Here is a 14,093-nt window from a genome sequence, read left to right on the forward strand (position 1 = left end):
TGTCGAACTGCCCGCGCCCATTTAAATTTTTGCGATCCCGTCTGCTCCAAGTATTTGCGCCCTTAGCATGCGCCCTGGCACTGCATGCCAGCCCCCAGCACTTGGTGTTCACGTATCAAGGTGACCCAGCGACGAGCTTGACTGCGAACTGGCAATACATCAACGCCGACATCGCGGGAGTTAACGAGGCAAAAATCTACTACGATACAATCTCTCGAGCAGGTGATGTTGAAGCGTATGCATACTCTCGCACAGTCATGTCATCAAGAATCCCCGGTCTGGAAGATCGCGAGCTCTACCACGTGCGCCTGGATGCGCTTGAAGCAGCGACGACTTACTACTTGATTGTGGGCAATGCGGCGCAAGGTTACTCCGAGGAAGTCAAAATCCGTACACTACCAGGCGACGACAGTCCACTTCGTTTCGTCACCGGTGGAGACATGGGAACCAGCGAAGCAACCCGCATATTTCTGCGTCAGGCCGCTTCACACGCCCCACAATTTGCTGTGATCGGGGGCGACATCGCCTATGCCAACGGCAATCTTAAAAGCGTAGGATCTTGGGATCAATGGTTGCAATACTACACAGAAGAGATGCGAACTCCAGATGGGCTACAGATTCCACTAGTGCTCGCAATTGGGAATCATGAAGTAAAAGGCAGCTATAATAAACCGAAATCACACGCACCTTTTTACTTTGGCTTTTTTGCGCAAGACATCGAGCGCTCATATTTTTCGATCAAGTTTAGTCCACACTTTGCACTACTCGTCATGGATAGTGGACATATCGCCAGTCATGCCAGCCAAAGCGATTGGCTGGCCAGCACCCTCGAAAGCTATCAGAATATTGAGCACGTTGCCGCAGTCTATCATGTCCCCCTCTATCCGAGTCATCGCGGCTTCATGGACTGGTATTCGCGGGAAGGCCGCACACACTGGGCACCATTGTTTGATGAATTCGGACTAACTGTCGCCTTCGAAAATCACGATCACACGTTCAAACGTAGTCACTTGATAAAAAACGAAGCACCTACAACAGATGGCACGGGCACCCTTTATCTGGGGGATGGTTGCTGGGGCCGGGAACCACGCGGAATCGATTATAGACAACGCACCTACCTCAAAAAAAGCGGCAGCATTCAGCACTTTTGGCTAGTCGACGCCGCCCCCGAGGCAATGAAATATCAGGCAATCGACATCGACAACGAGGTCTTTGACATCTACCCCAGCTCGGCCACGGATGTCTCCTACCTCGCGGCTGCAGAGGCTGTATTTGCCAACAAAAAGCCTCATTATGATCTCCCATCAGAAGCGGTGAAGTTGAGCTCAATGAAATGCGGCGCGACCACTTGGTTCTCTGGGCAGGCACAAATTACGCTTAAAAACGTGTTGGACTTTCCCATCGTGGCCGACCTTCAAACCTTCTTCCCACATGATGTGAACCTGAAAAATATTGAGAATTATAGAGATCTATCTCTGCAAGCGGGTGAGCAAATTGAACTTCCACTCGAATTAACAACGACAGCCACAGAGGGCTACCCTCGCGACCAAGTAAATTTCTACCTTCGTGTCCATATGCGAGCGGAGGATCCCGCGACTGCAGCTGAAATCAAATTCGAAAAAACCTTTGGTATACGCGCCAAAGCACCGACGGAGTCAGCTCAGACAAACTAATCTATGCGGCGTCAGAAATGCGTATGCTTGGCATAATGCTCACTCGCCGAATGGACAGCGCGAAGCCGCCCCAGCAACTAGGCAACTATTGGGCGCTGGGGAGCTCTAGGTCGACCTCGACGTCTTCATCGTAATCAACGCCAGGCAGACTAAAACCAAAGAGGTTTAAAAAGTTCTCTTGATAGCCAGCATAGTCGGACTCCGAGAAGAGTGTCTCGCTGGTGATACTTGGCCAAATGTCGGCGACTGCTTGCTGCACATCGGCTTCCATCTCCCAATCGTCGACTCGAATGCGGCCCACATCATCGAGTTCAAGGTCATCACCATAAAGGCGATCATTGAGCAAACGCACCATTTGCTCGATGCAATCCTCATGTGTGCCCTTGGCCTTCATGATCTTAAACAGGATCGAAATATAAAGTGGCACCACAGGAATCGCGGAACTCGCTTGCGTCACGACAGCCTTATTGACGGCAACATAAGCAGCGCAATCATGCTTTGCAGTGATCGCAGCGGCGGCGCGTTCAACATCTTTCTTAGCCTGGCCAATGGTGCCGTTAGTATAAACGGGCCAAGTCAGCTCTGGCCCAATGTAGGAATAAGCCACACTCTTAGCCCCAGGTGCGAGCACGCCAGCTTGATCCAGCGCGTCCATCCAGAGCTCCCAGTCTTCGCCCCCCATCACTTTGATGGTATGCTCGACATCGTCCCCCTCAGCTGGCGCGATGGTCACCTCGCAGACTTCATTTTTATCGGTATCGAGACTACGATTCGTGAAAGATTCGCCAATCGGCTTCAAGACTGACTTATAAGTCTCGCCCGTCTTGGGATCGGTACGACGCGGAGAAGCGAGACTATAAACCACCAGATCAACCTGGCCAAGATCCGCCTTAATCGTCTCGATAGTCTGCGCCTTAATCTCATCAGAAAAGGCATCGCCATTGATACTCTTGGCATAGAGCCCAGCCTCATGAGCCGCCTTTTCAAAAGCAACAGAGTTGTACCAACCCGCACTCGCGGGCTTGCCCTTAATCGATGGACGCTCAAAGAACACCCCCAGCGTAGCCGCATCGTGACCGAATGCAGCTGCGATACGCGTCGAAAGACCATAGCCCGTGGAGCTACCGATCACGAGGACTTTTTTCGGACCACCAGACTTCTTCGCCGCCTTGGCAATTTCTACCTCTTGGCGAACTTTAGCTTCGCAGCCCTTTGGGTGCGCAGTAATACAAACAAATCCTCGAATACGTGGCTTAACTATCATAAGTCTATCAGTGAGTGGTTTAGGCGATAAAAGGCCCTATCAAAACAGGGATCGCCAAAGTGGCAACCGGTAATTCACGCATTAACCTTTGCCAATACCACTGGCTTCAAAGCCGATTTCACGCAGGGCTTCGAGATCTAACAAGTTGCGTCCGTCAAACAGGAAGGCTGGTAACTGCATCTGATCGTAGATCTTCTTGAAATCAAGTGCCTTGAATTCATCCCACTCAGTCAGCACCAGAATCGCGTGCGCGTCTTTGGTTGCTTCATAAGCATCGTCACAATAGCTGACGTATTTGTTGTCCGCATCGATTCCTAGATCACGCTGGATCTGAGCGACTTCGACTTTAGGATCATAAATCGCGATATTAGCCTGCTCTTCGAGTAGATCTTTACAAATATAGATGGCAGCCGACTCACGTGTGTCGTTGGTATCCTTCTTAAATGCGAAGCCTAGAACAGCGATTTTCTTATCCGACACCGTGTTGAACATCGTCGAAATCACGCGACGGCTGAAGCGATGCTTCTGATAGTCATTCATCTCAATCACGCTATTCCAGTAAGCGGCCACTTCGGGCAGACCAAAGTGCTCACACAGGTAAACCAAGTTGAGAATATCCTTTTGGAAGCAAGAGCCACCAAATCCAACCGATGACTTGAGAAACTTCGGGCCGATGCGGCTATCTGTGCCAATCGCATGCGCGACCTCGTCCACATTGGCTTCTGTCGCCTCACAGAGAGCAGAAATGGCATTGATCGAGGAAATACGCTGCGCAAGGAAAGCGTTCGCGGTCAGCTTAGACAACTCAGAGGACCAGAGATTTGTCGTGAGCACGCGCTCACGTGGCACCCAAGTCGCGTAGACATCGACCAATGCTTGGATCGCGGCCTTTCCCTCAGGCGTTTGATCGCCGCCAATCAAGACACGATCAGGTGCTTCGAGGTCCGCCATCGCGGTGCCTTCAGCCAAAAACTCTGGGTTGGACAGGATTTGAAATTTACGGCCATTGGAATTCGATTCCAAGATACGCTTGACCGACTCCGCAGTGCGCACCGGCAATGTGGACTTTTCGACCACAATTTTATCGTTTTCCGCCACTTCAGCAATTTTACGGGCACACTTCTCAATATAGCGAAGATCCGCCGCACGCCCAGCACCCACACCATAGGTCTTGGTTGGCGTGTTCACACTCAGGAAGATCATGTCTGCCTCACGAATCGCAGTATCGACATCGGTCGAGAAAAAGAGGTTTTTACCACGTGCCCCCGCGACGATCTCGTCCAAGCCTGGCTCAAACACCGGCAATTTATCCGAATTCCAAGCGTCAATTCGAGCTTGGTTAATATCCACAACCGTGACAGTGTGCCCACTGCACTTATGTGCGATCATGGCCATGGTAGGCCCGCCAACGTATCCTGCTCCGATGCAACAAATTTTCATGATCGATTTACGTATAGCATCTTATTACCCTGACAAGGGAATTTTATAATAACTAAGCACTCTTCATGGATTGTCGTGATGCACCTAAATATAATCTATCAAAAATCCACAGCATGTCCGCGATACTGATCTTCCTCAAAGCACCGCGTAGAGGCTACGTCAAAACACGACTCGCACATCATGTCGGCTCAGAGCGTGCCTTAAAAGTCTATCGCTCGCTGGTTGCGCGTCAGTGGTCGGCCCTGCCCCCAAATGCGAAGGTCGAAATTCACTACACCCCGCACGACGCTAGCTTCGAAATGCAGAAATGGCTAGGCGACGCCCACGCTTATTACCCCCAGTCCGACGGCGAATTAGGTGCACGACTGGAACATTCCATCGAACAAGCATTCAAACGCGGCGCCCAAACCGTCACCTGCATCGGCGGCGACTGCCCGCTACTCACGGCGACACACTTTGAGCAAGCACACCGCCTGCTCGACGCGGGGCACGACGTGGTCTTCGGCCCCAGCGAAGATGGTGGCTATTACTTAATCGCAGTCAAAACACCCCTGCCGCAATTATTTAAAGACATCCCATGGAGCACCCGCAATACCCTCAAAGCCTCACTGGTTCGAGCTGACAACTTAAAGCTCAAGGTAGGACTACTAGAGACGCTCTATGACATCGACGAAGTCAGCGAACTGGAACGCGCACTCGCGAACAAGTTGATTGAACCGTAGCACCACAACCCGCGCCAGGTAACGCACCACCAAAACTAGAGGCGATACACGAGCGCAAACTTGACAATGGACACTTGTTCACCTAAACAAGTGCTCACCATGAAAGACCTAACCACGCGCCAACAGGAAATTCTCACCTTTATCGAGCACTATGAATGGAGAAATGGCTACTGGCCGAGCATACGTGAGATCCAGGAAAAGTTTAATTTCAAAAGCACCAACGCGGTCATGGGGCACCTGCGGGCACTGGAAAAGAAGGAGTGCATCGAGCGTATCCCCGGTCAAGCTCGCACCTTTCGCATCAACCGTCCCGATGCCCCCGACATGAACGAGATACCGGATGATGCGACCGAAGTCGTTGATATTCCGGTCATGGGCGACATTGCAGCCGGCTACCCGGATCGCGTCGAACCCGCAGGCGAAATTGGTCGTCTGCAAGTCGATATCGCCAGCGCAGGTTACTCCAGTCGCCGCCGCAGTTTCGCGCTACAAGTCCGCGGCGACAGTATGGTCGACGCAGAGATCTATGAGGGCGACATGGTCGTGATTGAGCCACGCGAGCCACGCGATGGAGATATCGTCGCGGCTCTAATCGATGGCGAAACCACCCTCAAGCGCTATATGAAAAAAGGCGGCGAACCTCCCTACCTCAAAGCAGAAAATAAATTCTACCCCGAACTCTACCCCGTCACTGAGCTGACTGTTCAAGGCGTGGCAAAGGCAGTCGTACGCAGTTTATAATAATCATAGGCTTGGTACCGCCATTTACTTATTAATTTGAGTTGAAAAAATACAGAGATGCCACTCGCTGTGACTTCTTTCTCTTCACGTTCAACGACACTCAACACCAGCCAAATTCATAACATGCCCGTCACATTCGATCACACTCGCATTCGCGTATCCAACCTTGAAAAGTCCATTGACTGGTACTGCCAGACTTGCGGCTTCAAAGTCCTCAAGCGCACGGACAAATCCCCCAGCGGCAATCAGCTGGCGCATCTACAAATCCCAGGCAGTGCTCACAATTTGGAACTGACGCACTCACCTGACTACGAGGTCAAGGTCCCCGAAGACTTGGTCCACACCTGCATCCGAGTCGATGATATCATCGAATACTGCAACATGCTCGAAGGCTTGGACCTCACCCTCGACCTCTGGCCCTCGGACTGGCGCGAAAAATTCAAAGATGGCAAAAAAATGGCCTTCATCACCGACCCTGATGGCTACGAGGTTGAGATTTTGGAACATTAATTCTCGCCAGAACTCGGTAAAGGACGCAAAAGCAAGCCACTCAGGTTTCCACATTTAGCGAATCGCCGCAATACGCAGTAGGTAATCACACCTTGTTTGATGATGGATCCAGTATCAAGGTCATCATGAGAACAGGAAAAGATTTAATATTAGCAACTCGGGAATTCGCCCAAGACAACTCTGCCCAAAGCTGGTCGGCCATCTTTTCAACCGCCGCACTCATGCTGCTGGCCATGCTCGCCACGGTCTTACTTCCGAGCGTTTTACTGCAGCTGCCGGCCTCCATCCTACTCGGGCTGCTCATGGTGCGCATGTTCGTGATCTATCACGACCACCAGCATCATGCAATCTTACCACGCTCCAAGCTGGCCAAGGTTTTGATGCGCTACTGGGGCATTTTTGCAATGACCCCCAGCTGCATCTGGCAGCACTCTCACAACCATCACCACAACCATAATTCCAAACTTCGCAGCACACACATCGGCTCCTATCCGGTGATGACTACGGCGCGCTATAAAAACTCCTCCAAACAGGAGCGCAGGAAGTACCTAATGATGCGCCATCCCATCACAATCCTGTTTGGATACTTTACAGTGTTCATCCTGGGCATGTGCATCGTCCCCATGCTGGAGAACATTAAATCCAATAAAGATTCTCTATTTGCACTGATCATTCACGCTCTACTCTACACAGTAGTCACAGTCGCTCTAGGCTGGCAAGTGACTCTGTTGACACTATTCATCCCCTTCTTTATCGCCAGCGCACTAGGCTCCTACCTGTTCTACGCACAGCACAACTTCCCAATGGTCATCTTCCGGGAAAAAGAAGGCTGGTCCTACGAAGGCGCCGCGCTCGACTCCTCCAGCTACTGCAAGATGGGCCCCTTCATGAATTACATGACAGGCAATATCGGCTATCACCACATTCACCACTTGAATGCAAAGATCCCCTTTTATCGCCTGCCGGAAGTCTACGCGAAACTCCCCGAACTACAAACGCCTCGCGTCACCAGCTTACACCCCAAGGAGGTCCTTCGCTGCCTAAGCCTCAAGGTTTGGGACGTAGAGCAACAAAGACTGCTACCACTCAAGGAAGCATTCGCCAGCCACTAAAGCTTAAGCCTGCTTTTCTGATTCAAGCAGTATCTTATATTCGACGGAGTCGACCAATGCCTCCCAAGTCGCTTCGATGATATTATCACTGGCACCGACCGTGCCCCAGATTTCTTTACCATCTGTCGACTCAATTTGCACCCGTATGATTGCATCTGCGCCATGCTGACTATCAAGAATGCGCACCTTAAAATCGATCAATTCGACTTCCATAATCTCTGGAAATGCAGGTGCGATCGCTTTACGCAGCGCATCATCCAACGCGCCAACAGGCCCACTCGCCTCGGCTACGGTATGATGCACTTCATCGCCAATTTTCACCTTCACGGTCGCCTCAGATACCGTCCGCTTCAAAGAAGTCTGATGCCCCACCATCACGCGATAGCCGATCAGTTCAAATTCATCCTTTTTCCCCTTCAGAAAACGATTTAGCAGCAATTTAAAAGAAGCATCCGCCGCCTCATAACCGTAACCACGAAACTCAAGCTCTTTGAGCTCAGCTAGAAAGTCCTTCAACTCTGGAGAACGCGCGTCCAGATCCACACCAATCTCCTTGGCCTTCATCATCACACTGCTACGCCCTGACATATCAGAGACTAAGACTCGCGTGCGATTCCCCACCAACTCAGGCTCGATGTGTTCGTAGCTGTGTTTCACCTTAGCTGCGGCATCCGCATGCACTCCGCCCTTGTGAGCAAACGCAGCCGGCCCAACAAAGGGCGCCGAATTATCTGATGCACGATTGGCCATCTCATCCACAAAAAGCGATAGATCCCGCAACTTACTGAGGTTCGGGGCGCAATTGAGTTCTTGCCCCATCTTTAGGATCAGATTCGGCATAATCGTCGTCAGATTGCCATTACCATTGCGCTCGCCGACACCGTTGATCGTGCCTTGAACCAGCACTGCGCCCGCTTCGACACCCGCGAGTGACACCGCCACTCCCAGACCAGAATCATTATGACAGTGCACACCGACAGCCGTCCCCGGGAAGTGCGCAACAACCTGGCTGACAATATCCTGCACTTCCGAAACAAGTTTGCCGCCATTAGTATCACAGAGCGTGAGATTGATCGCCCCGCCCCGCTTAGCGGCCTCCAGAGTTTTCAATGCATATTCGGGGTTATCACAAAAACCGTCAAAAAAGTGTTCCGCATCATAAATCACTTCACGACCACTCTCCGTCAGGAAGCGAACCGAGTCTTCAATCATCTTGAGGTTCTCCTCCGCAGTGGTGCGCAGAATCTCAACAACATGCAGCAGCCAAGTCTTACCAAAAATCGTGACAACCGGCGTCTTCGCATCCAAAAGCAGTTGCAACTGTGGATCTTCCTCCGCCCGCAGGCTCGCCCGCCGTGTGGAGCCGAAGGCAGCAATTTTAGCATGTTTGAGCGTAAGCTTCTGAGCTTCCTCAAAGAAAGCCATATCGCGCGGATTCGAGCCCGGCCATCCGCCCTCAATATAATCAATACCAAACTGATCCAGCTTCTCAGCGACTCGGATCTTTCCAGCCACAGTAAAAGAAACACCCTCGCCCTGTGTGCCGTCGCGGAGTGTGGTATCGTATATTTTAATCGCTTGTGTCATAATGCTAGCAGAATTGGAAAGCGGAGAAAAACAATGACTCCAGGCAAGCGGCGCAAACCAAAAAATTGAATGCTTCACCACCTAGGGTGCGACTGCATCGTATATCCCGCCGCTCAAGCAGCTCAGCCCCGCGGCCATTCACATCCCCCGAGAAGCGTAGTCAGAAAACAGATGCCATAGATCAGCTCTGAATATCAATTAGTTATAGCACTTTCTGCATCGCCCCAATGGCGCATGCCACAATTTCCAGAACTAACTAATTTAAAGTGGCAGGCTCACAGGGATTTGAACCCCGACAAACGGTACCAAAAACCGTTGTGCTACCATTACACCATGAGCCTAATGAAAAATAAACTAATATAAGAACAATGCGTAAGCAATGGCTTCGCAAATCAAAAAAAAGCGCTCCGCCGAAACGAAGCGTTAAAAGAGTGGCAGGCTCACAGGGATTTGAACCCCGACAAACGGTACCAAAAACCGTTGTGCTACCATTACACCATGAGCCTAATGAAGATCGGGAGAGTAGAAATCATCCTGCCCTCGTCAAGCACTCTGTTCATTTTTTTTAAGACAGTTTCTGAAGCCATAAAATGGACTTGATGTTGACCTATGAATGACAAGGCCAGAATCTACACAAAACTTCAAAACTAGGCGGCAAGTGCCTAATTTATCATGAATACGACGATTTTACTCATTCTCACACCATTTATTACGGCCGGTATCGGCTGGCTGACCAATTGGGTAGCCATCCAGATGCTCTTCCACCCGCGGGTGCCCATGCGCATCTTTTTCTGGAAATGGCAGGGCCTCATTCCACGCCGTCAGCAACAACTCGCTGAAGAATCGGCCGAAATCATTGAACGCGAGATTCTGCAGCAACACATGATTCTAAACGAAATTCGAAAAATCGAACTCGGGCCCTACTTAGAAGAGGCAGCCCATAAAGTGGTCTGGCATCGCATCGGACCGCAACTCAAAGCCATTCCTCTACTAGGCAGCTTTATAAATGACGGCACACTCGCCAAATTCGAAGTCATCGCCGCAGCCTCCATGAAGGAAGAAGCCGGCCCTCTGATTGAAAAAGTGGCCACCCAGTTCGAATCCTCGGTCAATCTAAAACAAATGATCGAAGATAATATCGCGGCCTTCGATCTCGACCGACTGGAAAGCATCGTCAATCAAGTTGCCAAACGCGAGTTCAAAACCATCGAACGTCTCGGTGCGGTGCTAGGCTTTTTCATCGGCTGTATTCAAGTCCTACTCTATTGGGCGACGGGAGCAGTCCAGTTCTAGAACCACCTATTTCTTCTATGTGATCGCGGCCACACGCATCCACTAGGAAACTATTCAATCATGACCATGATCGACACCTCTAAACTTCTTTATTGCGACTCTCGCTATCAAGCCAAGCGCCGTCATTCACGCGTAATGAACGTCGGTGGCATACAAATTGGCGGCGACCAGCCAATCCGAGTGCAATCGATGACCACCACCAACACCCAGGACGTGGATGCCACGGTCGCCCAAACACTCGCATTGGCGGAAGCTGGCTGCGAAATTGTACGCATTACAGCCCCCAATAAACAAGCGGCCGCCGCTCTCGGCGAAATTTCCAAAAAATTACGGGCCGCCAAATGCGACGTCCCCCTAGTCGCCGACATCCACTTCCTGCCAGCCGCCGCGATGGAAGCTGCCAAGCACGTCGAAAAGGTGCGTATCAATCCTGGCAACTATGCCGACAAAAAGAAATTTGCGGTGCTCGAATACACCGACGCCGCCTATCAGGAAGAATTGGAGCGCCTATACGAGTCTTTTAGCCCCATCGTGTTGCGCTGCAAGGAACTCGGCCGCGCCATGCGTATCGGCACCAATCATGGCTCCCTCTCCGACCGACTGATGAATCGCTACGGCGACTCGCCGCTAGGCATGGTCGAGAGTGCGCTGGAATTTATTCGTATCGCGGAAAGCCACAATTACTACGACATCTGCCTCTCCATGAAGTCCAGCAACCCGAAGGTCATGATCGAAGCATACCGCCTGGCGGTCGCCCGCATGAACCAAGAAGGCATGAACTACCCACTCCACCTAGGCGTCACCGAAGCGGGTGACGGCGAAGACGCCCGGGTCAAAAGCGCCATCGGAATTGGCACACTGCTCAACGACGGCCTGGGCGATACGATTCGCGTCTCGTTAACCGAAGACCCGATCTACGAAGTGCCTGTGGCCCGCGACCTAGCCGAAAAAGCGATGTCACTCTGGCAAGAACAGGCCGACCGTCCGCTCCCTGAATTAACCAAAGATCGCATCGACCCCTTCGACTTTCGCAAGCGCGCCACGCGTCCGATTACACTCAGCGAACAATGCACACTCGGCGGAGAGTCCGTGCCCGCAGTTGTCGTTAAAACACAACACCGCATCAGCGAAATCACAGACATCGTGCAAGATGTCTGTCGCACCCAGACAAAGCTCAAAGATAGCAAACTCGAATGTCTACAGCTCAGTATTCAAACACCTGAGGATTTTCAGCATTTCAGCGCCATCCACGAAGCCCTCCACAGCGTCGTACAAGCTTTCGTGCTGGAGCTCTCAGACGCCATCGACATTGAACACCTGCAAGAATTCAAATGGCCGCACGGCCTATCAGGCACCATCTTACTACAAAAGATCGCTCGTGAAGATGCCTTTTACGCCGCCAATCTCTTACAATTTTGCCGTGATCAGAGTTTTATCTTCGCCCTCGATACCAGCGCCGAAGCCTTACGCGAAGAAATTGCGGCACAACTGAAGCCCATGGGCAGCGAAGCCCTCATCCTCACCAGCAGTTTGCCCGCGGAGGACATACACCCCGTCGGTAGCTATCGCGCCCTGGTTGAAGCGGCCGAAGGCTGCGTGCCCGACGCTCCGATCTGGCTACGCAATACGCTCTATAATACTCTCGCCCCCAAAGACTACTATTCAGATCGCCTGCTGGAGAGTAGCCTATTTACCGGCGCCCTACTTTGCGACGGTATCGGCGACATGGTCAGCATCGAAACAGAGCCACTACTAGAAAAAGGCACCACCCTCGCCTATAACATTTTACAAGGGGCTCGCGCACGCATCAGTAAGACAGAATTCGTCGCCTGCCCCAGTTGCGGCCGCACATTATTCGATCTACAAAGTGTCACTCAAAAAATCCGCGCCCGCACCGATCACTTAAAAGGCGTAACCATCGCAATCATGGGCTGCATCGTCAATGGCCCTGGCGAAATGGCCGATGCAGACTTTGGCTATGTCGGCGGCGCTCCCTCCAAGATCAACCTCTACGTAGGTAAAGAGTGCGTTAAATATAACGTGCCCGCAAGCGAAGCACTCGACCGGCTCATCGACCTGATCAAAGAGCACGGCAAGTGGGTCGAACCGACCTAATCAAACGTACCCAATTATGCCATACACAGAATTCATCAATTTCGGCATCGCCGCCGCTCCAGTTCAAGCCACGGCCACGGCGACACAGTGGGATGTGATCGTGCTCATTGGATCAATTCTCTTGGCTTTAGGGTTTTCTTTTCTGTGTTCCATCGCCGAAGCCGTCTTACTCAGCGTCACGCCCTCCTACATCGAAAGCCTGCGCTCCAAGCAACCACGCCGCGCACAACGCCTGCGAAAACTCAAACTTGAAAACGTGGACCGCTCCTTAGCGGCCATTCTCACACTCAACACCATTGCCCACACCGTCGGAGCCATCCTCTCTGGAGCCAAAGCGACAGTGGTGTTCGGCAGCGCCTGGTTCGGCTTATTTTCAGCGATCATGACCTTGATGATCCTCTTCTTATCCGAGATCGTGCCCAAAACGCTGGGCGCGCTGTATTGGAAGCAACTAGTCAAGCCCACGGCTCTTTTTGTCGAAAGCCTCATCTGGCTACTCTACCCCGTCGTATGGCTCTCCGAGCATCTGACTCAGTTCATATCCGGCGGCAAAAAGGGGCATGCCTTCAGTCGCGACGAACTCATCTCCATGACACGTATCGGCGAGGCGTCAGGCAACATGCCCAAAAGTGAATCCCGCATTCTAAAAAACCTATTCCGCCTGGAGACGCTTACCGCACAAGACATTATGACACCTCGCACGGTCATTGCCGCCATGCCGGAAAGCGATAGACTCGCGCAAGCCCTTGGAACAGTCACAGAGCAACCCTTCTCACGTATCCCCATCTACAAAGAGGATAAAGATCATATCAGCGGCTTCGTACTTCGAGACGACGTCCTCATGGCCAATGCACGTGGCCAAGATTCCGGCACACTCGACCAAATCCGTCGCGACATATTGAAAGTGCAAGACTCTGTATCACTAAGCGAGCTCTTCGACCTATTTCTACAAGCGCGCGCCCACATCGCGATGGTGCTCGACGAATACGGAGGTAGCAAGGGCTTAGTCACACTCGAAGATCTCGTCGAAACTCTAATCGGCATTGAGATCATCGATGAAACAGATGATGTCGTCGACATGCGTGCCTTGGCCCGCAAACGTTGGCAAAAACGCGCCCAAGCCATGGGCCTGTCAACCGACGAACACTAAAGACCTCCCAGAGCCACCACCTCGCGTATCAGCCAATCCCCCTCCTGCTTTTTCCAGTAGATTTGATATCGAACCGTGTCACGCAGCACCTCCTGCCCATCTAGCAACACACGACAGTTCGCAGTCACGCGCGACTTGGCCTCGGGATAATTTTCACTGATATCGACCTCGTGCTTCAAAATAGAAACATTCGCCGTATTCACCTGACTCCAAGCAGCTAAAAAAGCGCGTCCCAAGGCATCCGCTCCTTTAGGAAAAGAGCGCCCCGTGAGGTATTCGATCTTGGCATCCGAGGTCAAGACAGCCGTCAACTGGCGACTTCGCCCCATCGCCTCCAAAGTAGAAACCGCGCCATCCTTTTCGACCAGATCCACGACTTGCTTCAACTGCTGACGAATTGCACGCGCCTCCCAATCCACCTGCAAATAGAAGTAGCCGCACACGAGGAGCAGTAAAGCTGCGAGGATGGCACTAGTTTTCAACTTT

The 14,093-nt window shown here is 51.8% G+C and carries 12 protein-coding genes and 2 tRNA genes; 8 read left to right on the forward strand and 6 right to left on the reverse strand.

All coding sequences use genetic code 11. The annotated features are described in order from the left end of the window. The first annotated feature begins 29 nt into the window (after window positions 1-29). Complete coding sequence (locus SH580_RS03560) at window positions 30-1,673, forward strand: purple acid phosphatase family protein (protein WP_319833639.1); 1,644 nt, start codon at window positions 30-32, stop codon at window positions 1,671-1,673. Window positions 1,674-1,758: 85 nt separating this feature from the next. Here SH580_RS03560 and fabV read toward each other — a convergent pair whose 3' ends face one another. Then, window positions 1,759-2,937 (reverse strand): enoyl-ACP reductase FabV, encoded by a 1,179-nt coding sequence (fabV, locus tag SH580_RS03565; protein WP_319833640.1) that lies wholly within the window; start codon window positions 2,935-2,937, stop codon window positions 1,759-1,761. A gap of 81 nt (window positions 2,938-3,018) precedes the next feature. After that, on the reverse strand, window positions 3,019-4,377 hold the full coding sequence (locus SH580_RS03570) for a UDP-glucose 6-dehydrogenase (RefSeq protein WP_319833641.1): 1,359 nt from the start codon (window positions 4,375-4,377) through the stop codon (window positions 3,019-3,021). 113 nt (window positions 4,378-4,490) lie between these two features. Between SH580_RS03570 and SH580_RS03575 the strand changes: the two genes are divergently transcribed. The 4 genes from SH580_RS03575 (at window position 4,491) to SH580_RS03590 (ending at window position 7,462) form a co-directional block, all read left to right on the forward strand. Further along, on the forward strand, window positions 4,491-5,099 hold the full coding sequence (locus SH580_RS03575; protein ID WP_319833642.1) for a TIGR04282 family arsenosugar biosynthesis glycosyltransferase: 609 nt from the start codon (window positions 4,491-4,493) through the stop codon (window positions 5,097-5,099). Window positions 5,100-5,198: 99 nt separating this feature from the next. Further along, window positions 5,199-5,840 (forward strand): transcriptional repressor LexA, encoded by a 642-nt coding sequence (gene lexA, locus SH580_RS03580; RefSeq protein WP_319833643.1) that lies wholly within the window; start codon window positions 5,199-5,201, stop codon window positions 5,838-5,840. 123 nt (window positions 5,841-5,963) lie between these two features. Further along, complete coding sequence (locus SH580_RS03585) at window positions 5,964-6,350, forward strand: VOC family protein (protein WP_319833644.1); 387 nt, start codon at window positions 5,964-5,966, stop codon at window positions 6,348-6,350. Between the two features lie 125 nt (window positions 6,351-6,475). Beyond that, complete coding sequence (locus SH580_RS03590) at window positions 6,476-7,462, forward strand: fatty acid desaturase family protein (protein ID WP_319833645.1); 987 nt, start codon at window positions 6,476-6,478, stop codon at window positions 7,460-7,462. Between the two features lie 3 nt (window positions 7,463-7,465). Here SH580_RS03590 and cimA read toward each other — a convergent pair whose 3' ends face one another. The 3 genes from cimA to SH580_RS03605 all read right to left on the reverse strand — a co-directional run bounded on the left by cimA (window position 7,466) and on the right by SH580_RS03605 (window position 9,555). After that, window positions 7,466-9,049: a citramalate synthase gene (cimA, locus tag SH580_RS03595; protein ID WP_319833646.1), complete on the reverse strand. Its 1,584-nt coding sequence runs from the start codon at window positions 9,047-9,049 to the stop codon at window positions 7,466-7,468. A gap of 267 nt (window positions 9,050-9,316) precedes the next feature. Next, a tRNA-Gln gene (locus SH580_RS03600) sits at window positions 9,317-9,390 on the reverse strand. Between the two features lie 91 nt (window positions 9,391-9,481). Further along, a tRNA-Gln gene (locus SH580_RS03605) sits at window positions 9,482-9,555 on the reverse strand. A gap of 166 nt (window positions 9,556-9,721) precedes the next feature. On the opposite strand from SH580_RS03605, the gene SH580_RS03610 reads away from it, so the two are divergent. The 3 genes from SH580_RS03610 to SH580_RS03620 are packed head-to-tail and all read left to right on the forward strand — an operon-like array spanning window position 9,722 to window position 13,607. Next, window positions 9,722-10,342 carry a DUF445 domain-containing protein gene (locus tag SH580_RS03610; protein ID WP_319833647.1) on the forward strand — a complete coding sequence of 207 codons (621 nt, stop codon included), beginning with the start codon at window positions 9,722-9,724 and terminating at the stop codon, window positions 10,340-10,342. A 60-nt stretch (window positions 10,343-10,402) separates the two neighbouring features. Continuing rightward, window positions 10,403-12,457, forward strand: coding sequence for a (E)-4-hydroxy-3-methylbut-2-enyl-diphosphate synthase (ispG, locus tag SH580_RS03615; RefSeq protein ID WP_345786212.1), 2,055 nt, complete (start codon window positions 10,403-10,405; stop codon window positions 12,455-12,457). Window positions 12,458-12,473: 16 nt separating this feature from the next. Next, complete coding sequence (locus SH580_RS03620) at window positions 12,474-13,607, forward strand: hemolysin family protein (RefSeq protein ID WP_319833649.1); 1,134 nt, start codon at window positions 12,474-12,476, stop codon at window positions 13,605-13,607. Here SH580_RS03620 and SH580_RS03625 read toward each other — a convergent pair. Continuing rightward, the gene (locus SH580_RS03625; RefSeq protein WP_319833650.1) at window positions 13,604-14,089 is read right to left on the reverse strand and encodes a hypothetical protein; all 486 of its coding nucleotides are present in this window, start codon (window positions 14,087-14,089) and stop codon (window positions 13,604-13,606) included. The two genes, SH580_RS03620 and SH580_RS03625, sit on opposite strands and share 4 nt — an antisense overlap. Window positions 14,090-14,093: the final 4 nt, after the last annotated feature.

It is taken from the genome of Coraliomargarita algicola, assembly GCF_033878955.1.
GTDB lineage: Bacteria > Verrucomicrobiota > Verrucomicrobiia > Opitutales > Coraliomargaritaceae > Thalassobacterium > Thalassobacterium algicola.